A 20,759-nucleotide genomic window follows, 5' to 3' on the forward strand; every position below is an offset into this window, starting at 1 on the left:
TGGGGCGGTCGCCTCCTAAAGTGTAACGGAGGCGCGCGATGGTGGGCTCAGACCGGTCGGAAATCGGTCGTCGAGTGCAATGGCATAAGCCCGCCTGACTGCGAGACTGACAAGTCGAGCAGAGACGAAAGTCGGCCATAGTGATCCGGTGGTCCCGCGTGGAAGGGCCATCGCTCAACGGATAAAAGGTACTCTAGGGATAACAGGCTGATTTTGCCCAAGAGTCCATATCGACGGCAAAGTTTGGCACCTCGATGTCGGCTCATCACATCCTGGGGCTGGAGCAGGTCCCAAGGGTATGGCTGTTCGCCATTTAAAGTGGTACGTGAGCTGGGTTCAGAACGTCGTGAGACAGTTTGGTCCCTATCTGCCGTGGGTGTTCGAAGCTTGAGAGGATCTGTCCCTAGTACGAGAGGACCGGGATGGACGTACCTCTGGTGGACCTGTCGTGGCGCCAGCTGCGCAGCAGGGTAGCTATGTACGGAATAGATAACCGCTGAAAGCATCTAAGCGGGAAACTAACCTCAAAACAAGGCTTCGCTGAGGATCGTGGAAGACTACCACGTTGATAGGCCAGGTGTGGAAGTGGGGCGACCCATGAAGCTTACTGGTACTAATAATCCGATCGGCTTGATCGTTTCTCAGCAAAACTCATTCGATTACCTTGCAACAACGCAAGGCTGACAATGTCTTCTTCGCAATCCTTCTATCCGCCTGGTTGACCTGGTGGCTATGTCGGAGGTTCCCCACCCGATCCCATTCCGAACTCGGTCGTTAAGCCCTCCAGAGCCGATGGTACTTCGTCTTAAGTCGCGGGAGAGTAGGTCGCCGCCGGGTCTACCAGTCGGATAGAAAGTATTGCACTCGATCCCAAAAGATCGATCCTCGAAACACCTTCCTTCACACACCACCCTGCCGCGGGATGGAGCAGCCCGGTAGCTCGTCAGGCTCATAACCTGAAGGTCGCAGGTTCAAATCCTGCTCCCGCACCCAAACTTGCAAAAAGCCCCGCATGCCAAACGCTGCGGGGCTTTTTGACGTTCAGATCCAGGCCGCCGCTAAGGGCGCCGATGCCGGCGCGGCCTCACGTCGTGCCTGATAGGCATGGCATTGCCGAAGTTGCCGGAGCAACCAGAGCGATGGCAAGGGCGCACAAGCCTCACGCCAGCGGCGCCGGCCTTCCGGAGCCATCTTTCCCGGAGTTCATCCGGCCGCCCTGATCCTGACGCAATTCGCTACAAATGTAGCGCTACAGATGTAGTGGACAGGGAATGCTGCAATGATCGAGACGCTGCCCAGGCGGGAGCGCGAAGTGTTCGAGACCCTGTGTCGCCTTGAACAGGGGACGACCGGCGCGGTCCGCGCCGCCCTGACCGATCCGCTCAGTGATTCCGCTGTTCGGACCCTGCTGGCCCGTCTGGAAGCCAAGGGGCTCGTCGGTCGGGAACCAGGCGAGGGCGGGGTGGTCTACCGCCCCGCGCCGGAGCCGGAGGCGCTGGCGACGGGGGCTCTGCGTCGAATGGTCGACACCTTCTTCGCGGGTTCGGCGGCCAGCGCGGCGACGGCATTGCTGGGCCTGACCCGTTCCCTGAAACCGGAAGAAATCCAGGCTCTTCGCCGGGCGATCGACGATGCCGGGGACCGGGACGCATGACCGTCACCCTGTTTATCGAACTCCTTCTCAAGTCCGGCCTGATCGCCGGTGTGGGGCTGCTGATCTCGGCGGCGTTGCGCGGGCGTCCCGCGACGGAGGCGGTGGATATGCTGAGGGCTACCGTTTTGCTGCTGCTGGCCTTGCCGGTTTTGATGCTGGTGCTGCCCGCGCTGTCGGTGCCCCTGTTGCCCGCTTCGGAGCCGGTGACGGCAATCGCCACGGCGCCGCTGTGGAGCGGGAACATCGGTCCGGTCGGCGGCGTCGCCTTTTCCGCCTCGGTGTTCGATCCGTCGCCGAGCCTTGTGGCGCCGGCTGTCTGGGCTGTGGGTGTGACGCTGGTGCTGGGCCGCTTTGCTCTGGGCCTTCTGACGCTTTTTCACTGGACCCGGGCCGGCAATCCCGTGACCGCATCCCGCTGGACGACCACGCTGGACGCCCTGTCCAGCGGACGGCGCCCCCGTTTGATCGCGTCGGCGTCCACGCCCGCACCTCTGAGCTGGGGGCTGCCGCCCGGGGTGGTGCTCATCAGCGAGGAACTCGCCGCCCGTCCGGAATGCGCTCAGGCTGTGCTGGCTCATGAGCTGGCTCACATCCGCCGCGGGGACTGGCTGTTCCTGCTGCTCTCCCGCGCGGCCGTGGCTCTCTTCTGGTTTAACCCGTTGGTCTGGTGGCTGCATTCCCGGCTGGCGGCCCGAACGGAAGACGCCGCAGACGCCGCGGCGCTCGAGCATCTCGAACCGGGCGCCTACGCCCGCACCCTCGTCGGTCTCGCCGCCGAGTTCGGCCAGCTCCCGGCCACCTCTTCCGCTCTGGGCATGACCGGCCCCGCCCGCTCTCTTTCCAAAAGGATCGCACGCATCATGAAAACGCCTCGCTCCCTGCCGTCCCGTCCGCTGTTCCTGGCCCTGACCGTTGGTGGTCTGGTGGCTGTGGCGACGCCTCTGGCCGCCGTTGAACTGACGGAGAACGTGCCGCCTGACAGCCCGGTATCCGCATCGTCGCAGGAGACCACGACCGTGATCGTGCGGGACGGGGAGACCCTGCGGCTGGTCGCGCCTCCGGCCCCGCCGGCTCCCCCGCCGCCGCCGGCGCGGACCGCTCCGCCAGCGCCACCGGCCCCTCCGGCTCCACCCGCCCTCCAAAAGGGGGCCGCTGTCTTCGCGACGCCGCCCGCGCCTCCGGCCCCTCCGCCGCCTCCGCCTCCGCCTCCGGCGCCGGTCAGGGCCTATTGGCAGGACGGCCGTCAGGTGACACGACAAGAAGCCACCCGTGAAGCGGCTCGTTCGGTCCGCGCCGACGCCGCGCGGGCGAGAGCCGAGGCTGACCGCGCTCGCGCCGAGGCCCGTGCACAACGCCCGGAAATCGCCGCTCAGGTCCGCCGGGCCGAGGAGGCCGCCAGCCGCGCCCGTGACGCCGCGGCCGTCGCCCGTGAACACGCCGCCGCCGCTCGCGTCGAGGCGGCCAACGCTCGAGCCGATGCGCGCGTGAACATGGCTTTGGGCGCGGATCAGATGGAACAGGGCGCTCGCGAAATGCGGCGGGAGGCCGAGCGTCTGCGCGATCCGGCCTATCGTCAGCGCGTCATTGCGCGCCAGCGGGCGGATGGGCACCCGGTGACCGACGCTGAACTACAGGCCCTGTCGCCCACCCTGTTGCGGCGGGCGGACGAGATGACCGCCCGCGCCCGGGACCTGCGAGCCCGATCGCGCGAGGCCTGATCGGAAGGCCTGAAAGCAAGGCGGCCCCGCCCGGGTTCGGGCGGGGCCGTTCTGTTATGGGCGTTGTGCGTCCAGGAAGCGGACGGCGTCGGCGTCGCGGGCCGACAGATCCGGGTAGTCCGGATCGGAGCCGACGTCGGGCACCTTGCGCCAGGAGCGGGCGCACTTCGGATGGTCCGATTTCTTGAACTGGAACGAGATGCCGCCGTCGATCACAGAGTCGACGCGGATGGTCGCCATGCTGGTCCGGAAAACTTCTGCCGGATCAATCCCATCAAATGCTGCATAATCCTCGGCGGTCAGGCCGACTTCAGGCGCAGCATCCAACGCTGAACCAATGGTCTTGTCCCGGCGATACTCTTCAAGCGACCCGGTGACGAGGTCGAGCACCCGTACAACCTTGGCCCAGCGATCCGCTTCCGCCACGTTCTCCCATTCCGCCGGCGTCTGCGGGATGACGCGGGCGCAGTTGGAGCCGGCGTCGGGGAAGCGGGTGGTCCAGGCCTCTTCCATCGTGAACGGCGTCAGCGGGGCCAGCCAGGCGGTGAGGCGGGCGAAGACTTCGTCCATCACCGTGCGGACGGCGCGACGGCGGATGCTGTCGGGACGGTCGCAGTAGAGGCTGTCCTTGCGAACGTCGAAGTAGAGGGCCGACAGGTCGTTGGAGCAGAACTCCAGCACCGGGCGGACGACATCCTGGAAGCGGTACTCGCCGTAGGCGGCGCGGACCTGAGCATCCAGTTCGTGCAAGCGATGCAGGACGAACTTCTCCAGCGGCGGCATCTGGTCGTAGGGCAGGCGCTCGGCCTCGTCGAAACCGGCCAGGGCGCCCAGCAGGTAGCGGACGGTGTTCCGCAGCTTGCGATAGGCGTCGACGGTGGTCTGGAGGATCTGCTTGCCGATCCGCTGGTCTTCCGAATAGTCGACCAGCGCCACCCACAGACGCAGGATGTCGGCGCCCGACTCCTTGATGACGGTCAGCGGATCGGTGGTGTTGCCCTTGGACTTCGACTGCTTCTCGCCGTTCTCGTCGAGGGTGAAGCCGTGGGTCAGGATCGCCTTGAACGGGGCGCGACCACGGGTGCCGCAGCCTTCCAGCAGCGACGACTGGAACCAGCCGCGGTGCTGGTCCGAGCCTTCCAGATACAGGTCGGCGGGCCAGTGGGCCGGGCGATCGCCGGTGTAGCCGTTCCCGGGCAGGCGCGGGTCGAGGGTGAAGGCGTGGGTCGAGCCGGAGTCGAACCAGACGTCCAGAATGTCCTCGACCTTCTCGAAGCGCGAGGCGTCGTGGGCGCCCAGGAACTCGCTGTCCGGGGCGGTGAACCAGATGTCGGCGCCGTGCTCGGCGACGGCCGCGACGATGCGGGCGTCCACCTCGGGATCATGCAGCGGCTGGCCGGTCTGCTTGTCGATGAACATGGCCAGCGGGGTGCCCCAGGCGCGTTGACGGCTGACCAGCCAGTCCGGACGGCCTTCGACCATCGAGCGGATGCGGTTGCGCCCGGCAGCCGGGTGGAAGGCGGTGTCGTCAATGGCTTGCAGCGCGGTCTCGCGCAGGGTGTCGCCGGACTTCAGAGGCTGGTCCATGCGGATGAACCACTGGGGCGTGTTGCGGAAGATGACCGGCGCCTTGGAGCGCCAGCTGTGCGGGTAGGAGTGCTCCAGACGACCGCGCGCAAGCAGGTTGCCGGCCTCGATCAGCTTCTCCATCACCGCGCCGTTGGCGGGACCGAACTTGCCGGTCTTCTTGCCCTCGGTCTCCAGCACCTTCAGGCCGGCGAACAGCGGGACGGAGGGGTAGTAGGCGCCGTCCGGGTCGACGGTGTCCGGCACCTCGTGATGGCCGTGGGCCTTCCAGACCTCGAAGTCGTCTGCGCCGTGACCGGGGGCGGTGTGCACGAAGCCTGTACCCGCGTCGTCGGTGACGTGGTCGCCGGCGAGCAGGGGCACGGAGAAGCCGTAGCCGCTGTCCAGCGCGGCCAGCGGGTGGGCGCATTCCAGACCCGACGGGTTCAGGTCGTCCACACGCGTCCAGGCTGCGATCTTCGCGGCCTTGAAGACATCCTCGGCCAGCTTGTCGGCGACGATCAGGCGGTCACCCGGCTTGGCCCAGGGCTCGAACTCCAGCCCTTCTTCCATGGCCGTGACCTCGTAGAGGCCATAGGCGATCTCGGGGCCATAGCTGATGGCGCGGTTGGCCGGGATGGTCCACGGGGTCGTGGTCCAGATGACGATCGACGGCGTGCCGGCGCGGAAGCTCAGCAGGTCGTCTGGATGATCGTCCGAGGCGCCGGTGACCGGGAACTTCACCCAGATCGTGGGCGAGACGTGGTCGTGGTACTCGATCTCGGCGTCGGCCAGAGCCGTGCGCTCGACCGGCGACCACATCACCGGCTTGGAGCCGCGATAGAGCTGGCCAGAGTTCTTGAACTTGTGGAACTCGGCGACGATGGCGGCCTCGGAAGCGTAATCCATCGTGGCGTAGCGGTTCGCGAAGTCGCCGGTGATGCCCAGACGTTTGAACTGGTCGCGCTGCAGGTCGATATACTCGCCCGCATACTCGCGGCAGGCGGCGCGGAACTCGTCCTTGGAGACCTCGTCCTTGCGGCGGCCCTTGGCGCGGAACTGCTCCTCGATCTTCCACTCGATCGGCAGGCCGTGGCAGTCCCAGCCGGGGACGTAGTCGACATCGTAGCCCAGCAGGAAGCGGCTGCGGACCACGAAGTCCTTCAGCGTCTTGTTCAGGGCGTGGCCGATGTGGATGTCGCCGTTGGCGTAGGGTGGGCCGTCGTGCAGGACGTAGAGGGGGGCGCCCTCCGATTGCCGCTGCTTGCGCAGGGCGCCGTAGAGGTCGCCCCACTGTTCGAGGATCAGCGGTTCCTTCTGGGGCAGGCCGCCGCGCATGGGGAAGGGCGTCTCGGGCAGGAAGACGGTCTCGCGGTAGTCGCGGCCGGTGGGGGTGTTGTTGTCGGCGTCAGCCATGAAGTCGGTCTCGTCGTGTCGATCGTTCGCGTGGATTTCGATGGGATATCCCGACGTGCGCGGGGCCGACGGCCCTGCAGCGCTACGCCGGGCGGCTAATCGAAATCGGGAGACGGACGCGGACGGTCATGGTGCAGGCGGTCTAGCAGGGGCTTCGCCGCCGCGCCACTGATGAAGCGCCGCGCGGGCGTCGGCGGCGTCCTGATCGATCTGGACCTTGAGGGCGTCCAGGCCGTCGAACTTCAGCTCGCCGCGCAGGAAGGCGACCAGTTCGGTCTCGACCGTCTGGCCGTAGAGGTCCTCGTTGAAGTCGAACAGCCAGACCTCGAGCAGCGGGTCCTCGGTCGGATACATGGGACGGACACCGAGGTTGGCGACACCGTCGATCACACGGCCGTCCGGCAGGCGGGTGCGGGTCGCATAGACACCGTAGGCCGGGCGCATATAGCCGCCGAGGCTGACATTGGCGGTCGGCACGCCGATGGTGCGCCCGCGCTTGTCGCCGTGGATGACCTCGCCCTGCACCGCGAAGGGGCGGCCCAGAATGGCGGTGGCGCGGGTCATGTCCCCGGCCTTGAGCGCCTCGCGCACGGCGGAGGAAGAGAGCTTCAGCCCGTCGGCGTCATCCAGCCGCTCGGCGACAGAGACGGTGAAGCCCGCGGTCTCGCCATAGCGACGCAGGGCTTCCGGAGACCCGGTCCGGCCCTTGCCGAAGGTGAAGTCGAAGCCTACGGCGGCGTGGGCGATGCCCAGACCATCGCCGAGCACATCGCGGGCGAACTGCTCGTCCGACATGGCGGCCATCTCGCCGTCGAAAGGCAGGAGGTAGAGGCGGTCGACGCCCAGTGGCGCGAGGGCGCGGGCCATCTGGTCCGGTGTCATCAGGCGGAAGGGAGCGGCGTCGGGCTGGAACCAGCGGCGCGGGTGCGGGTCGAAGCTGACCACGGCGAGGGGCGCGCCCAGACGGGCCGCGGCCTCGCGCGCGCCGGCGATGACGGCCTGATGCCCGCGATGGACGCCGTCGAAGGCGCCGATGGCGACGGCCGCGCCCCGCTGTTCCGGGGGCAGGTCGCGCCAGCCTCGGACGATCCGGATCAACGGGCCGACGGTTTACGGCGACGCGGGACGCGGACGGTGGCTATGCCGTCCATGATCAGCTTGTCGTCGACGAAGCCTTCGCAGTTGAGCTCGACCCGGGCGCCTTCCTGATCGACCGACACGACCGTGATGCGGATGGTGACCACATCGTCGATCCGCACCGGCAGGTGGAAGGACAGGGTCTGCGAGATGTAGATCGAGCCGGCGCCCGGCAGGATGGTTCCGACCACGGCAGAGCCGAACGAGGCCGACAGCAGGCCGTGGGCGATGCGGCCGCGATAGGCGGTCCGGGAGGCGAAGGCTTCATCCAGATGGACCGGATTGAAGTCATCCGACGCCTCGGCGAACAGGCGGATTCGCTCCTCGGTCGCGTGGATCACCTTTTCGGCGATCATGCCGACGCGAAGCTCCTCGAGGATGTAGCCGCCCGAGGGATGTTTATGAACGAGATCAACCATGAATCGGTGTTAGCGCCCGTGCGACGGAATGACCATCCTCACCATGCGAGATCGAGCATGGCGTAGCGCGCATATGTCGTTTCAGCCTTCAAAAGCTCTGCCGCGCGGGCCGGATCGAGCTTTTCGTCGGCGCCGCGCGCCTTGTCGCCATGGATGCCCTGGGCGATGAAGAGGCAGTCCATCGCCTGTTTGTCCGCCCCCAGAACATCGGTGATGACCCCGTCGCCGATGCACAGGACGCGCGAACGGTTGACCGGTCCGCCGAGCAGGTCGGCGGCTTCCTTCAGCGCCCGGTCGTAGATGGGGCCGTAGGGCTTGCCCGCCATGGTGACGCGACCGCCGAGGTGTTCGTACAGGTCGGCCAGCGACCCGGCGCACCAGATCAGACGATCCCCGCGCTGAACGACGCGGTCCGGGTTGACGCAGATCATCTCCAGCCCGCGCGCGGCGGCGGCGGTGAGGCGTTCGCGGTAGTCTTCGGGGGTCTCGACCTCGTCGTCGTAGAGGCCGGTGACGGAGATGAAGGCGGCTTCGTCGCCGTTCGGAACGGTGGTCAGGCCCAGACCCTCGTACAGGGGGGCGTCGCGGTCGGGGCCGATCAGCCAGGCGGGGCCGGGCGCGCGTCTGGCCAGTTCGGCGCGGGTGGCGTCGCCGGAGGTGACCACGGCCTTCCAGCTTTCGCGCGGCACGCCCAGATCGTCCATCTGGGTGATGACGCCGGGGCCGGTGCGGGGGGAGTTGGAGATCAGGATGACGTGCCCGCCCTCGCGGTTGAAGCGCGCCAGCGCCTCGCACGCCTCGGGCCAGCTTTCGCGTCCGTTATGGATCACGCCCCAGACGTCGCAGAGCAGGATGTCATAGTCCCCGGCGACAGCGCCGAGACCGGTGAGGGCGTGGGGAGGGGTCATGTCGTCGGAGATAGCCGGTTGGGAGCCGCGGGTGAAGGGCGAGCGGCTACACGCGAAATTCCGGGTGTGAAGAGTGTAATCCGTGCAATCCGGAAACGCTGAAAAAGTGCACTCACAAAAAAAAGCAGTGCACATCGTGCACTTTTTCCCGCGGCGCGGGGGATGAGGCGAGGCGCTCAACCTGAGTGGTTTGATTGTCAAAGACCCGACTGCGCGCAGTGTAGCAGGGCCATGCGTCAAATTTGGTCGTAGGGTGCCGAAGAGGGCTCAGGCGCCGGGTCTTGCGCTCGTCCTTCCCACCCGGTGGGGGGCTGGGCGCTCAAGCTTTTCGCCGCCAGAAGACGGGCGGCGCGGTCCGGCTGGACTACGCGAGGGAAGCGTCGGTCAGCCGAAGCGGCGGCGTTGTTCGGCGCTGCGGAGGGTGGAGCGCAGGAATTCGGCGGGCGGGTCGGTTTCGGCCAGCACCTGTTCCTTGATGGCGCGGGGTTCGCCGAAGAGGTGGCCCTGACCCATGGAGACGTCGAGCTCGAGGATGTCGACGATCTGACGCTCGCTCTCGCACTTCTCGGCGATGACCTCGATGCCGTAGCGGCGGGTCAACTGGGCGAAATCGGCGGCCTGGATATCGCGCAGCGACGGGATGGCCGGGCCGTTATCGAGGTCGAGCAGTTGCTCGATCAGCAGGTCGGCCGAGACCTTGAGGAATTTGACGTCCGAGCGTTGCAGGTCGGCGAAATCGAGGTCGAGCGTCTGGACCTTGTCGATCGAGAAGCGGAAGCCGAGATCGGCCAGCTTGGCCATGTTGCGGGCCTCGACCGCGCCGCGCGCGTCGAAGACAGCCTGACCCAGTTCAAAGATCAGGGCCTGATTGAGGTCGCGGTTCTCGGACAGGAAGTCGAGGAACTGCGGGAAGAAGGTCTCGTCGCCCAGAGAGGACAGCGCCACGTTGCAGAACACGCCGACCTTGCGATCCTGACGGGCCAGACGGCGCACGATCTGGGCGCAGCGGAACAGCAGCAGGTTGTCGATGGCGGGAACCAGACCCTCGCCTTCGGCGACCGACAGATATTCGGCGGGCATCATCACCCGGTCGTCGGCGGCGCGCAGACGGGTGAAGCTTTCGTAGAAGATGGTCCGGCGCTGGGGCAGGGAGACGACCGGCTGGAGGTAGAGGTCCACGCGGTTCTCGGCGAGGGCCTCATGGATGGTGGCCAGCAGGACGTTCGATTGCTGCTGATGGCGGGCCTCGAAGGCGCTGGCAGGCGCAGGGCGGCTCATCCGCTCGTCGAGAGAGACGCTCATCTGCTGGATCAGGGTCTCCAGCATACGGACCTCGCCGGACAGCTGCTCGGTCGAGGTCAGGGCGCCGGCCTCGATGGCCTGGGCCAGTTCGGTCAGCGCGCCCTGGGTGGACTCCATCGCGTCGGCCAGCAGGCGGTGCGCCTCGCGGACCTGATCAATCTCTTTCTTGAGCGCGGCGCGCTGGGTCCGGCCGACCAGCATGACGTGGGCGGCCAGAAGCAGGCCCCCCGCGCCGAGGGCGCCGGCCACGCCCGCCCCGCCGCCGAGACCCGCGCGCCAAAGGAAGGCGCCGACGGTCATCGCCAGGAACAGGTAGCCGAAGAACAAAAAGCCGTTGGTAATGGCGCGCATGGGTTACGGAGTTTCCGCCTTCCCGGATGGAATCGCCCGAGTATCGGGGTATCACGACGATACGCATAGGGTCCGGACACGGATTCTCCCCACGCATTCGAGGTTAACGATGGAATTGTTCGATCTGACCGGCAAGGTCGCGGTGATTACCGGCTCCTCCAAGGGTATCGGCAAGGCGATCGCCGAGCGGATGGCCGAGCACGGCGCCAAGGTGGTGATCTCGTCGCGCAAGGCCGGGCCGTGCGATGAGGTCGCGCAGGCCCTGAACGCCAAGCACGGTGAGGGCACGGCGCTGGCGATCCCGGCCAACATCGCGTCCAAGGAAGAGCTGCAGCGTCTGGTCGATGAGACCAACGCCACCTTCGGCAAGATCGACATTCTGGTCTGCAACGCGGCGTCGAACCCCTATGCCGGGCCGATGGCGGGCATCTCGGACGACCAGTTCCAGAAGATCTTCCACAACAATGTGCTGGCCAATCACTGGCTGACCCAGATGGTCGCGCCGCAGATGCTGGAGCGTAAGGACGGCGCGATCCTGATCATTTCGTCGGTCGGTGGTCTGCGCGGCAACGCCCTGATCGGCGCCTATAACGTGTCCAAGGCGGCGGACATGCAGCTGGTCCGCAATCTGGCGGTCGAGTACGGCCCGTCGAATGTGCGGGTGAACTGTATCGCGCCGGGCCTGATCCAGACCGACTTCGCCCGCTATCTGTGGGAGAACGAGGAGGTGCTGAAGGTGACGGTCGAGCCGAACCCGATGAAACGCATCGGTCAGCCGGACGAGATCGCGGGCACGGCGGTCTATCTGTGCTCGAAGGCCGCGGCCTATGTGACCGGCCAGACGCTGGTGGTGGACGGCGGGCTGACGATTGCCTGGTGAGGGCGACAAGGTCGGTTTCGGCCAGGATCTGATCTGGCGGCTGGAGGGGGCGGGCTTCGCCGCCTTCGTCGGCCTGATGCGGATGCTGGGCGTGGAGCGGGCGTCGAACGTCGGCGGCGCCCTGCTGCGCGCGCTGGGCCCGAAGGTCGGCACCCACAAGACGGTGACCCGCAACCTGCGCATCGCCTTCCCCGACATGTCGAAGACGGAGCGCGAGGCGCTGGCGCTGGAGGCATGGGAACGGATCGGCCGCAGCTTCGCGGAGACGGCGGTGATGGACCAACTGACCCCCGCGAGCGGTCGGCTGGAGATCGTCGGCAAGGAACGGCTGGAGGCGATCCGCGACAGCGGCAAGCCGGTGGTTTTCGTGTCGGGCCACCTGTCGAATTTCGAGGTGATGGCGGCCGTGCTGGTGGCGTCAGGGGCGCCGGTGCAGGTGACCTATCGCGCGGCCAACAACCCCTATGTGGACAGGCAGATCCGCGATGCGCGGGCCCGCTACGGCATCAAGCTGTTCGCGCCCAAGGGCGGGGACGGGGCGCGGGAGTTGCTGGCCGGGCTGGAGCGCGGCGAGTCCGTCGCCCTGCTGAACGACCAGAAATTCTCCGAAGGGCCGGAAGTGACCTTCTTCGGTCAGCCGGTGAACGCCGCGCCGGGACCGTCGCGGCTGGCGCTGCGGTTCGGGACGGTGATGCAGCCCATCTCGGTGGTCCGTCTGCCGGGCGTCCGTTTCCGGGTGACGGCGCATGAGCCGATCGAGGTGCCCTCGACCGGTGACAGACAGGCCGACATCGCGCGCGGCGTGCAGGCGATCACCACCTTCGTCGAGGATCGGGTTCGCGAAGTCCCCGAGGACTGGTTCTGGGTGCACAAGCGCTGGCCGCAGGCGGTTTATGACGCCCTGCCGCCGGAAGACTGAACCGGGTCAGATTTCGCGCGACTGATCCAGGGCGCGACGCCACGGACCGTTGAAGCCGGGAGACTGAACCCGGCGACGGTCGGGGCCGAAATAGCCGTCGGTCTTCACGAAGGGACGCGGGCGGAAAATGACGGCCTGAATACGGTCCAGAATGGCCTTGGCCGTGATCGGCTTGACCACGAACTCGGTGACGCCCGCGTCGCGGGCCTCATAGACGCGGCTCTTCTCCGAGTGGCCGGTCATCATGATGATCGGCATATAGGGATTGGCGCTGTCCGGGCTGTTGCGGACCAGACGGGTGAACTCGACCCCGTCCAGCGGGAACATGTTGAAGTCCACGATCACCAGATCGACCGGATGCTCGCGCAGGACGACGAGCGCGGCGGCGCCGTCGGTGGCCTCGCGCACCTTGCGGATGCCGGCAGACTGGAGAACGGCGGCGGTGATCGCCCGCATGTGCTGGTTGTCGTCAACCAGAAGAACCTGAAGGGCGGCGAGCGAAGACATCGGGACGGCAGCTTGGATCGGTGACGGTGAACGCGTCGGAGTCCGGCAGGTCTAGGGACGGATTCGGCCCGCGTCCATCGACGAACGTCGTTTCAACTTCAGCGTAAATGGCCAAGCTTGTTCAGGTTTTCACCAGAAGCGATGGGTCGATGTTCCGGTCCCGCCATTTTCCGCGCCAGCAGAGATGGGGGCCGGTGGCGCGACCGGTCATGCCGACACGCCCGATCAGGTCGCCGCGCAGGACGTCCTGCCCCGGACGGACCTCGATGCGGGACTGGTGCAGATAGGCGGTGATCAGGCCCTGGCCGTGGTCGATCAGGACCAGCCCGCCCTCGAAATGCATGCCCGACCGGGCCAGGGTCACACGGCCGGGCGCCGGGGCGCGGATGGTCGAGCCCTGCGGCGCGGCCAGGTCGATGCCGTAGTGGGGCCGGGCCGGCGTGCCGTTCAGAACGCGCTGGGCGCCCCAGCGGCTGGTGACGCGGTAGGTCTCCAGCGGCCAGACGAAGCCGTCCCGGAAGCCGTCGCCGTCAACACGGCTGGAGAAGGCCTCGGTCTTGACCAGCACCTCCTCCTGTATGCGGGCCAGAAGGGCGGGGTCGGACGGCGCGACCGTCGAGGGCGGCAGGCCGTTGACGGCGGTGGAGGGAAAGCGCCCGGGGGCGACGCTGAGGGTGCGTGAGGCGCTGCGCGCTTCGGAACGGGCCTCGATCTGGACGCTGCCGGGCGCGTCGCGGTCGAAGCCGACCAAGAACCAGCCGTCGGCGGAGGCGGCGGACAGGGCCTCGCCATCGACGAAGATCAGGGCGCGGGGCCAGGTGCGGCCGATGACGTGGCCGCCCTGAACGAAGCGGCCGTCGAGATCGAGGTCGGTGGTCTGGCCATGAGTCTGGCTGCGGGCCTGGCCGGCGGCGAGCAGGGCCGCGCCGCCGGCGAGCAGACCGCGGCGGTCGAGCATCAGGGCTGCTGGCCCAGGCGCTGGAAGGCCTCGGCGGGACCGGCGTAGGCCTCCTGCAGGCTGGCGGACCAGTAGCGCAGGCTTTCCAGCGGGATCGTCTTGCCGGTGACGGCGCAGGTCACGAAGCGGCCCGGTTTGAGCACGACGAATTCGCCGTCGCCGTAGTGAAGCGTGGCCTGCGGATTGGCTGACTGGTCCATGGCCTTAACCTAGCTTGGCCGGTGGCGAGGCGCCAAGGGTTTCCCGTTTCAGAACAGGTCGCCCTGACCCGGCGCGGCGGGTTTCGGCTTCGGCGGAGGGGCAGGACGCGGCCTGGGAGCGGGCGGCGGCGTATCCTCGCCGCCGTCGATGCGGGCGCCCTTCGATCCATCCGAGAACACCAGCCGGACGGCCTGACCGTCGTGCAGCCCTGCGGCGGAGGCGATCATGGCTCCCGTCTCGTCCTCGACGCGGGCGAAGCCGGGCTTGGGCCGTTTGGGGTCGAGGCTGGTCAGGGCGCGGGACAGGGCGGCGAGGCGGGTCTGGTCGCGATCCAGACGGCGGGGAATGACCGCGTCGAGCTTTTCACTCAAGGCTTCAAGACGAGCGGCGCGTTGATCCAGCCTGCGATGCAGGGGGGCCGGCGACAGGCGACCCGTGATCTGAAGCAATCGCCGCTCGCGTCCCGCGACAGTCGAGGACAGACCGCTGCCGAGACGAGCCGTCAGCGCGGCGATGCGATCAGACTCTCGCTGTACGCGCTGGCGTAGCAGGATTGGGCTGAGACGGCCCGACGCTCCGGCCAGCTGCCGCTCATGCACCGCGACGTTGCGGTGCAGGGCCGAGCCGAGACGGCTGCCGGCCAGGTCGAGCCGCTGCTGGGGCAGGGCCAGCAGGTCCTCGGGGCGGGCGGGAAGGCCGCGGGCGGCGGCGCGCAGGCGGGTGCGGCGATCCTCGAGCAGACGACCACCCGCGCGGGCCAGACGACGCTCGAAATCGGCGACCGCGTACTGAAGGTCGGCCAGCACGGGCGTGGCGATCTCGGCGGCGCCGGTGGGAGTGGGGGCGCGGCGGTCCGAGACGAAGTCGATCAGGGTGGTGTCCGTCTCGTGCCCCACGGCCGAGATGATCGGGATGGAGGCGGCGGCGACGGTGCGGGCCAGCGCCTCGTCATTGAAGGCCCAGAGATCCTCGACCGAACCGCCACCGCGCGCGACGATGACCACGTCGGGACGGGGGATGGGGCCGTCGGGAGCCATGCTGTCGAAGCCGCGCACGGCGTTGGCGACCTGACCGGCGGCGGCGTCGCCCTGGACCACGCAGGGCCAGACGATGACGCGGCAGGGCCAGCGCTCGGAAATGCGGTGCAGGATGTCGCGGATGACCGCGCCGGTGGGGCTGGTGACCACGCCGACGACGGCGGGGAAAGCGGGGATGGGCTTCTTGCGAGACCCCTCGAACAGGCCCTCGCCCGCCAGCCGGGCCTTCAGCCGCTCCAGCTGGGCCAGCAGGGCGCCGGCGCCGGCGGCCTCCATGCTTTCGATGACGATCTGGTATGACGAGCGGGCGGGGTAGGAGGTGATCTTGCCGGTGACGATGACTTCCAGCCCCGACTCGGGCCGGACGCCGAGGCCGCGCACCACGCCCTTCCAGACGACGCCGTCGATGGCCGACTTGTCGTCCTTGAGCGTCAGATAGACGTGGCCCGAGGCGTGGTGGTTCACCTTCGAGATTTCGCCGCGCAGGCGGACATGGCCGAAGCGATCCTCGAGCGTGCGCTTCAGGGCGAAGGACAGCTCGGAGATCGACAGCGGCGGATTGTTGTCGCGTGGCGCGGGCGGTTCGTCCGCCGGGCCCTCGAAGACGTAGTCGTCGGTCATGCGGTCAGGTTAGCGAGGTCGGATGCGCCGCGAAACTCAGAACCGCTTCCTGAGGCCGATGGTGACGATGCGACCGCGCGGATCGGCGACGACCGGATCATAGCCGAGGGCGAACTGGGCCAGCGGCGGATCGGAGTCGGCGAGGTTCACCACCCCGAGCGACAGGTCCAGCGAGGGGGTGACGGCGCGGACGTAGTGAAGGTCCACGGTGGTCCAGCTGTCGATGGTGGTGTCGGTGACGCCGCTGCGGTCGTTACTGTAGCCGCCGGTGTAGTGGGCCAGCAGGGTGATGGTGTCGGTCGGACCGCTCCAGCCGACCGAGACCTCGCCCCGGTCCTGCGGCAGGGAGCGGGCGATGGTGTTCAGATTGGTCGAGCCGAGGCCCGAGGTCGCCGCCGCCCCGGGCGTCAGGCGGATTTCGTACCTGTCCACATACGTCCATGTGGCGGCGGCGGAGAGGACACCGCCCAGCAGCTCGCGGGCGTAGCGGGCGGACAGGTCCAGCCCCTGCGTCTCGATGGACGAGGCGTTGATGAAGCGCAGGTCCACGAAGGTCAGGGCCCCGTTGCCCGCGCGGGTGACGCGTTGCTGCGCCGCCGTGCCGGTCAGTCCCGCCAGATCATCGGCGGCGGCCTGATTGATGATCGCCTGCGCCGACTCCTTCACGATCAGGTTGGTGTAGTCGATCCGCCAGGCGTCGAGGCCGAGGCGCAGGCCGGGCAGGGGCGTCCAGATCGCGCCGAGGGTAAGGGTTTCGGACTCCTCCGGCTTCAGGTCGGGATCGCCGGTGGTCAGGGTGTTGACGAAGACGAAGGCGCCCCGGTCCAGCACCGACGGCTGCGACGCCTGTGCGCCCGACAGGGTGAAGACCGATGGGGCGCGGAAGCCCTGACCCCACGAGGCGCGCAGGGCGAATGCATCAGTGGCGTCCCAGCGGACGGCGAGGCGCGGGCTGAGAGCGTCGGCGCCGCCGTCATAGATTTCCTCGCGCAGGGCCAGTTGGGCCTCGATGCGCTCGCCGAGATGCAGACGGGCTTCGGCGAAGGCGGCGAAGACCTCCTGGTCGCCGTCGAAGTCGGGCGAATAGCCGGCGGTCAGCAGGTCACCGGCATTGACCAGATCGCTCCAGTCATGACGGAGGGTGCTGAGGCGGTACTGGGCGCCGAAGGCGAGGTCCAGACGACCGCCTTCCCAGCTGAAGGCGCGCCCGTCGGTCTGGACATCAACGGTGGTCAGGGTCGAGGCGCCGCGCAGGCCCGTTGAGCCGATCAGGCTGGAGACCAGCGCCGGGCTGTTGGTCGTGCCGGTTCCCAGATAAGCGCTGCCGAAGGGATTGAACCACTGGCAGGGGCCGACGCCGGGCGTTCCCGTCGCCGGATCGCAGCCCGCCCCGCCCAGACCGTTCAGGGCGTTCTGCAGGGCCGTGCCGATGGTGTCCGGCTTGTCATAGGCGATGTGCTGGCGGCTGGAGGTCGCGGACAGGTCCCAGTCCCAGCCATTGGCGAACTGGCCGGACACGCCGCCCGCGATGCGCCAGGTTTCGTAGTCGAAGGTCGCCTCGGACGCGCCCGCCTCGGCGCCCAGAAGGCGGCCCCGGAACAGCACGGCCTCGCCGAACGGATTGTCCGGGTGGTTGGTCGGAACCGTCAGGGCGCGGGCGAGGATGGGCAGGGACGGGCTCTGGCGGGCGATGGTCCCGGTCGAGGACCATGCGGCCTGAAGCCGGACCTCGACAGAACCGACCGGTCGGCGCCAGTCGGCGAACAGCTGGGTCCGGGTCTCCTCCGGCGCGAGGTCGAAGAAGTCCGAGTAGTCCAGACGGCAGAAGGCGTCTGTCGGGCTGTTGCGGAAGGCATTGGGGAAGGCCGCGTTGGTGCAGTCGGGGTCGGGGGCGTAGCCGTTCGCGCTCGGGCGGAAGTAGGAGCCCGGCTGGCCGTAGCTGGTCACGGCGGTCCAGCCCGCGCGCCCGTAGTTTTCGGCCTGGGTGAAGCCGCGCTCATTCGATCCCAGCGCCGAGCGGTGGGCCCAGGAGCCCGCCAGCGTCAGGTCGCCGCCCAGAACGGTGGCGCCGCCGATCGCCTCGATCAGGCTTTCCTCGGCGCCGTCCAAAAGGCCGTAGCGGGCGCGCAGCTCGGCGCCCTCGACCTCGGTGCGGGTGACGAAGTTGACCACCCCGGCCACGGCGTCGGAGCCATAGACGGCTGAGGCGCCGTCCTTGAACGCCTCGACCCGCTCCAGCGCGATCAGCGGGACCAGGCTGTTGATGTCGACATAGGCGGAGCCGTCGGTGGCGACCGCCGCGCTTGAGGTCCAGCGCAGACCGTCCACAAGAACGAGGGTCGAACCGAGCCCGAGATTGCGCAGGTTGAACTGGGCCGTGCCCGAACTCTGGGGCTGGTTCAGCTGGTCCACCTGGGCCTCGGAGCCCGAGTTGGCGGTCAGCAGCTGCAGCATCCGGGCCGGGTCCGTGACGGCGGCGGCTTCCAGATCGGTGCGGTCGATGACCTCGACCGGCGCCAGCCGATGGGCGCCGGACAGGCGCGAGCCGGTGACGACGACTTCATCGAGCGCGGTGGGCGACGGCGCTGTCTGGGCGTGCACGGGACCGGCGAAGGCGCAAAGCGCGGCTCCGGCGAGGAGGGTGAAGCGGCGGTCGAGGGGGGAGAACTCAAACATGGTCGGGCGGTTTAAGCCGCCTTGCGTATGAGTGACAGAGTGAAGCTTGACCTTGCGCCAAGGGGAACATCGTTCAGGTGTGGGTCGTTTGCTCAGACATGGCCGCTGACCCGCCCAACACAGACCCTATTGATCAGGACCCCGGCGAGCGCGAACTGAGCCGCCGGACCGGCTCGCCGGAGGCCGGCCTGTGGCTGGTGATCGGCGGACTGCTGATGCTGGGCGGGGTGGCCTACATCGTCTTCGCCCTGATCTGACCAAGGAGTCCCTGATGATCCGGACCACTCTCGTCGCGGCCGCCGCCGCCAGCCTGTTCGCCGTCGGCGCCTGTTCCGACACCACTGACGATGTCGTGCAGGCCCCCGCGCCGGGCGCCGCCCCCGCCCCCGTGACCGAACAAAGGGCAGAGGCCGTTCAGGACGCCGTCGCGCCGGCGTTCGGCATGACCCGCCAGCAACTCGAGGACGCTGATCTGGTGTCGTCCGCCTATACCGATCTCGGCGACGTCGAGAGCCTCGTTCTGGACGCCAACGGCATGCTGACCCACGTGATCATCGAACTGGAAGGGGCGGGCGACCGCAAGGTGTCGTTGCCTGTCAGCCAGGTCAGGGGCATTGCACATGATGACGGCAAGTTCACCGATCTGACCACGGATCTGGGCGCGGCGCAGCTGGCGGCCCTGCCGGAATGGACCCCGCCGCCCGCGCGTTGACGCGCTTTAACCGTCCTGACGACTTGACCGTCTTCGCAGGTGCGGTAGTTGCGCTGTCATGAACATCCTGCTGGTCGGATCGGGTGGGCGCGAGCACGCCCTGGCGTGGAAAATCGCCCAGTCGCCGCTCGTGAAGCGTCTCGTCATCGCGCCGGGCAATCCGGGGATGGAGACGCTGGGCGAGCTGGTGGCGGTCAAGGCGACGGACGCGGAACAACTGGCGGCGGTGGCGCGCGAGATTCGCGCCGATCTGGTGGTCGTCGGCCCCGAGACCGCTCTGGAGCAGGGACTGGCCGATCGGCTGGCCGCCGCGGGCATCCCCTGCTTCGGCCCGAGCGCCAAGGCGGCGCAGCTGGAAACCTCCAAGGCCTTTTCCAAGGCCTTCATGGAACGACACGAAATCCCGACCGCCGGTTTCGGCGTCTATGAGCGGCTGCACGAGGCGCGGCAGGCGCTGACCGTGTTCAAGCCGCCGTATGTGATCAAGGCGGACGGGCTGGCGGCGGGGAAGGGCGTGGCCATCTCGCCCACCAAGCGCGAGGCCGAGCGCGAGATCGAATGGATGCTGGGCGGCCGCTTCGGCCAGGCCGGCGCCCGTGTGGTGATCGAAGAGTTCATGGACGGTGAGGAAGGCTCGCTGTTCGCCCTCTCGGACGGCCGCAACTATGTCCTGCTGGGCGGGGCGCAGGATCACAAGCGCGCCTACGATGGCGATCTGGGCCCCAACACCGGCGGGATGGGCAGCTATTCGCCCGCGCCGGTGTTCACCCCCGAGCTGGTCGAGGCCGCCGAGCGCCAGGTGGTGAAGCCGGTGATCGACGGCATGGCCGCCGAGGGCATGCCCTATCGCGGCGTCCTGTACGCCGGGCTGATGTCGACCGCTGAAGGTCCCAAGGTCGTGGAGTTCAACGCCCGCTTCGGTGATCCGGAGTGTCAGGTGCTGATGATGCGTCTGGGCGGCGACATCGTGCCGATGCTGCTGGCCTGTGCGCGAGGCGACCTGAGCCGGGCGACGCTGCCGGAGTTTCTGTCCGAGACCGTGATCTGCGTGGTCATGGCCGCGCAGGGCTATCCGGACAGCCCGGTCGAGGGCTCGATCATCCGCGGCGCCGAACAGGATTTCGGCCCGAACGTGCAGGTCTTCCACGCGGGCACCAAGCGCCGTGAGGACGGCCAGCTGGTCGCCGCCGGCGGTCGGGTGCTGAACATCTGCGCCCGTGGCGCGGACATCGCCGAGGCCCGCGAGCGGGCCTATGCCGCGATCAGGAAGATCGACTGGCCGGGCGGTTTCTACCGCACCGACATCGCCTGGCGCGCGCTGGAGCGGGAGTAGGCGCGAGCTGAGGCTTTGCGCGTCCAGATTGAGGGCAGGTGCGGCGGTCTGGCCGGTGTGTTAGCCTTTGGGCATGGACGAGGCCGACAAACAGTTCGCCGAAGAGCCGCCAGGCTTCGACGCCGAGGACGCGCTTGTTCAAGACGCGCGCGAGCGGCAAGCCATGGCGGATGTCGCGGCCGGGCGGTTCATCAGCAATGAGGCGATGATCCGGTGGCTTCGGACCTGGGGCGATGAAACGCCATCGCCGCCACCCGAATGCGGCGAGTAGTCTGGTCGCCGGGTGCTCGGTCAGAGCTGCTCGCCATTCGTGACTATGTGCGAGCCTTCAACGTGTCCGCGGCCCGGAAGCTGGCCGAGCGTTTGATTGAAGCTGCAGGAAACCTGACCGAACACGCCGATCGCGGACGCATTGTGCGAGGGAGCGTGTGAGAGTTGGTGACG

Annotated in this window: 19 protein-coding genes, 1 tRNA gene and 2 rRNA genes (1 of these 22 running past the window's edge); 12 read left to right on the forward strand and 10 right to left on the reverse strand. The window is 67.9% G+C overall.

What is annotated here, in order from left to right:
• The 5 genes from ACODRV_RS02445 to ACODRV_RS02465 form a co-directional block, all read left to right on the forward strand.
• Window positions 1-638, forward strand: a 23S ribosomal RNA gene (locus ACODRV_RS02445) (it extends 2,150 nt beyond the left edge of the window).
• 84 nt (window positions 639-722) lie between these two features.
• Window positions 723-837, forward strand: a 5S ribosomal RNA gene (rrf, locus tag ACODRV_RS02450).
• 79 nt (window positions 838-916) lie between these two features.
• Window positions 917-993, forward strand: a tRNA-Met gene (locus ACODRV_RS02455).
• 286 nt (window positions 994-1,279) lie between these two features.
• Window positions 1,280-1,654, forward strand: coding sequence for a BlaI/MecI/CopY family transcriptional regulator (locus ACODRV_RS02460; RefSeq protein ID WP_141626086.1), 375 nt, complete (start codon window positions 1,280-1,282; stop codon window positions 1,652-1,654).
• Window positions 1,651-3,372: a M56 family metallopeptidase gene (locus ACODRV_RS02465; RefSeq protein ID WP_488907284.1), complete on the forward strand. Its 1,722-nt coding sequence runs from the start codon at window positions 1,651-1,653 to the stop codon at window positions 3,370-3,372. Before ACODRV_RS02460 ends, ACODRV_RS02465 begins: the two co-directional genes overlap by 4 nt.
• A gap of 54 nt (window positions 3,373-3,426) precedes the next feature.
• Here ACODRV_RS02465 and ileS read toward each other — a convergent pair whose 3' ends face one another.
• The 5 genes from ileS to tipF all read right to left on the reverse strand — a co-directional run bounded on the left by ileS (window position 3,427) and on the right by tipF (window position 10,471).
• Window positions 3,427-6,354, reverse strand: a complete 2,928-nt coding sequence (gene ileS / locus ACODRV_RS02470; protein ID WP_488907285.1) for an isoleucine--tRNA ligase — start codon at window positions 6,352-6,354, stop codon at window positions 3,427-3,429.
• A gap of 126 nt (window positions 6,355-6,480) precedes the next feature.
• Window positions 6,481-7,449, reverse strand: a complete 969-nt coding sequence (locus tag ACODRV_RS02475; protein ID WP_141628231.1) for a bifunctional riboflavin kinase/FAD synthetase — start codon at window positions 7,447-7,449, stop codon at window positions 6,481-6,483.
• Window positions 7,449-7,910 carry a MaoC family dehydratase gene (locus tag ACODRV_RS02480; RefSeq protein ID WP_141626089.1) on the reverse strand — a complete coding sequence of 154 codons (462 nt, stop codon included), beginning with the start codon at window positions 7,908-7,910 and terminating at the stop codon, window positions 7,449-7,451. Before ACODRV_RS02480 ends, ACODRV_RS02475 begins: the two co-directional genes overlap by 1 nt.
• Window positions 7,911-7,948: 38 nt before the next feature.
• A complete protein-coding gene (locus ACODRV_RS02485) occupies window positions 7,949-8,818 on the reverse strand; it encodes a TIGR01459 family HAD-type hydrolase (protein ID WP_488907286.1) in 870 nt (289 codons plus the stop codon).
• A gap of 384 nt (window positions 8,819-9,202) precedes the next feature.
• A complete protein-coding gene (gene tipF, locus ACODRV_RS02490; protein ID WP_488907287.1) occupies window positions 9,203-10,471 on the reverse strand; it encodes a flagella assembly cyclic-di-GMP phosphodiesterase TipF in 1,269 nt (422 codons plus the stop codon).
• A gap of 109 nt (window positions 10,472-10,580) precedes the next feature.
• Between tipF and ACODRV_RS02495 the strand changes: the two genes are divergently transcribed.
• Together ACODRV_RS02495 and ACODRV_RS02500 are read left to right on the forward strand one after the other, a co-directional pair.
• Window positions 10,581-11,351 (forward strand): SDR family NAD(P)-dependent oxidoreductase, encoded by a 771-nt coding sequence (locus tag ACODRV_RS02495; RefSeq protein ID WP_488907288.1) that lies wholly within the window; start codon window positions 10,581-10,583, stop codon window positions 11,349-11,351.
• The gene (locus tag ACODRV_RS02500) at window positions 11,341-12,270 is read left to right on the forward strand and encodes a lysophospholipid acyltransferase family protein (RefSeq protein WP_255431449.1); all 930 of its coding nucleotides are present in this window, start codon (window positions 11,341-11,343) and stop codon (window positions 12,268-12,270) included. Before ACODRV_RS02495 ends, ACODRV_RS02500 begins: the two co-directional genes overlap by 11 nt.
• 6 nt (window positions 12,271-12,276) lie before the next feature.
• On the opposite strand, the gene ACODRV_RS02505 is transcribed toward ACODRV_RS02500, so the two are convergent.
• The 5 genes from ACODRV_RS02505 to ACODRV_RS02525 form a co-directional block, all read right to left on the reverse strand.
• A complete protein-coding gene (locus ACODRV_RS02505) occupies window positions 12,277-12,777 on the reverse strand; it encodes a response regulator (RefSeq protein WP_141626093.1) in 501 nt (166 codons plus the stop codon).
• Window positions 12,778-12,898: 121 nt separating this feature from the next.
• The gene (locus ACODRV_RS02510) at window positions 12,899-13,735 is read right to left on the reverse strand and encodes a M23 family metallopeptidase (RefSeq protein WP_488907289.1); all 837 of its coding nucleotides are present in this window, start codon (window positions 13,733-13,735) and stop codon (window positions 12,899-12,901) included.
• A complete protein-coding gene (locus ACODRV_RS02515; RefSeq protein ID WP_488907290.1) occupies window positions 13,735-13,935 on the reverse strand; it encodes a DUF2093 domain-containing protein in 201 nt (66 codons plus the stop codon). The genes ACODRV_RS02510 and ACODRV_RS02515 overlap by 1 nt, the downstream gene beginning before the upstream one ends.
• 48 nt (window positions 13,936-13,983) lie before the next feature.
• Entirely contained in the window at window positions 13,984-15,594 is a 1,611-nt protein-coding gene (xseA, locus tag ACODRV_RS02520; protein ID WP_488907291.1) for an exodeoxyribonuclease VII large subunit, read from the reverse strand.
• A gap of 36 nt (window positions 15,595-15,630) precedes the next feature.
• The gene (locus ACODRV_RS02525) at window positions 15,631-18,270 is read right to left on the reverse strand and encodes a TonB-dependent receptor plug domain-containing protein (protein WP_488907292.1); all 2,640 of its coding nucleotides are present in this window, start codon (window positions 18,268-18,270) and stop codon (window positions 15,631-15,633) included.
• Window positions 18,271-18,368: 98 nt separating this feature from the next.
• Between ACODRV_RS02525 and ACODRV_RS02530 the strand changes: the two genes are divergently transcribed.
• The 5 genes from ACODRV_RS02530 (at window position 18,369) to ACODRV_RS02550 (ending at window position 20,747) form a co-directional block, all read left to right on the forward strand.
• A complete protein-coding gene (locus ACODRV_RS02530; protein WP_168196792.1) occupies window positions 18,369-18,527 on the forward strand; it encodes a hypothetical protein in 159 nt (52 codons plus the stop codon).
• Window positions 18,528-18,541: 14 nt separating this feature from the next.
• Window positions 18,542-18,982, forward strand: a complete 441-nt coding sequence (locus ACODRV_RS02535) for a hypothetical protein (protein ID WP_488907293.1) — start codon at window positions 18,542-18,544, stop codon at window positions 18,980-18,982.
• Between the two features lie 58 nt (window positions 18,983-19,040).
• A complete protein-coding gene (purD, locus tag ACODRV_RS02540) occupies window positions 19,041-20,315 on the forward strand; it encodes a phosphoribosylamine--glycine ligase (protein ID WP_488907294.1) in 1,275 nt (424 codons plus the stop codon).
• A gap of 73 nt (window positions 20,316-20,388) precedes the next feature.
• The gene (locus ACODRV_RS02545) at window positions 20,389-20,586 is read left to right on the forward strand and encodes a CopG family transcriptional regulator (RefSeq protein ID WP_488907295.1); all 198 of its coding nucleotides are present in this window, start codon (window positions 20,389-20,391) and stop codon (window positions 20,584-20,586) included.
• On the forward strand, window positions 20,574-20,747 hold the full coding sequence (locus ACODRV_RS02550) for a type II toxin-antitoxin system RelE/ParE family toxin (RefSeq protein ID WP_488907296.1): 174 nt from the start codon (window positions 20,574-20,576) through the stop codon (window positions 20,745-20,747). The genes ACODRV_RS02545 and ACODRV_RS02550 overlap by 13 nt, the downstream gene beginning before the upstream one ends.
• Window positions 20,748-20,759 lie beyond the last annotated feature (12 nt).

The sequence above is a fragment of the Brevundimonas sp. FG8 genome, from assembly GCF_057808845.1.

Excerpts from the sequence above, each read along its gene's own strand:
- ACODRV_RS02495 (WP_488907288.1), top strand. The coding sequence starts at position 10,581 with ATGGAATTGTTCGATCTGACCGGCAAGGTCGCGGTGATTACCGGCTCC.
- ACODRV_RS02465 (WP_488907284.1), top strand. The coding sequence starts at position 1,651 with ATGACCGTCACCCTGTTTATCGAACTCCTTCTCAAGTCCGGCCTGATC.
- ACODRV_RS02505 (WP_141626093.1), bottom strand. The coding sequence starts at position 12,777 with ATGTCTTCGCTCGCCGCCCTTCAGGTTCTTCTGGTTGACGACAACCAG.
- xseA (WP_488907291.1), bottom strand. The coding sequence starts at position 15,594 with ATGACCGACGACTACGTCTTCGAGGGCCCGGCGGACGAACCGCCCGCG.
- purD (WP_488907294.1), top strand. The coding sequence starts at position 19,041 with ATGAACATCCTGCTGGTCGGATCGGGTGGGCGCGAGCACGCCCTGGCG.
- ACODRV_RS02510 (WP_488907289.1), bottom strand. The coding sequence starts at position 13,735 with ATGCTCGACCGCCGCGGTCTGCTCGCCGGCGGCGCGGCCCTGCTCGCC.
- ACODRV_RS02545 (WP_488907295.1), top strand. The coding sequence starts at position 20,389 with ATGGACGAGGCCGACAAACAGTTCGCCGAAGAGCCGCCAGGCTTCGAC.
- ACODRV_RS02515 (WP_488907290.1), bottom strand. The coding sequence starts at position 13,935 with ATGGACCAGTCAGCCAATCCGCAGGCCACGCTTCACTACGGCGACGGC.
- ACODRV_RS02525 (WP_488907292.1), bottom strand. The coding sequence starts at position 18,270 with ATGTTTGAGTTCTCCCCCCTCGACCGCCGCTTCACCCTCCTCGCCGGA.
- ACODRV_RS02550 (WP_488907296.1), top strand. The coding sequence starts at position 20,574 with ATGCGGCGAGTAGTCTGGTCGCCGGGTGCTCGGTCAGAGCTGCTCGCC.
- ACODRV_RS02535 (WP_488907293.1), top strand. The coding sequence starts at position 18,542 with ATGATCCGGACCACTCTCGTCGCGGCCGCCGCCGCCAGCCTGTTCGCC.
- ACODRV_RS02485 (WP_488907286.1), bottom strand. The coding sequence starts at position 8,818 with ATGACCCCTCCCCACGCCCTCACCGGTCTCGGCGCTGTCGCCGGGGAC.
- ACODRV_RS02530 (WP_168196792.1), top strand. The coding sequence starts at position 18,369 with ATGGCCGCTGACCCGCCCAACACAGACCCTATTGATCAGGACCCCGGC.
- ACODRV_RS02460 (WP_141626086.1), top strand. The coding sequence starts at position 1,280 with ATGATCGAGACGCTGCCCAGGCGGGAGCGCGAAGTGTTCGAGACCCTG.
- tipF (WP_488907287.1), bottom strand. The coding sequence starts at position 10,471 with ATGCGCGCCATTACCAACGGCTTTTTGTTCTTCGGCTACCTGTTCCTG.
- ileS (WP_488907285.1), bottom strand. The coding sequence starts at position 6,354 with ATGGCTGACGCCGACAACAACACCCCCACCGGCCGCGACTACCGCGAG.
- ACODRV_RS02480 (WP_141626089.1), bottom strand. The coding sequence starts at position 7,910 with ATGGTTGATCTCGTTCATAAACATCCCTCGGGCGGCTACATCCTCGAG.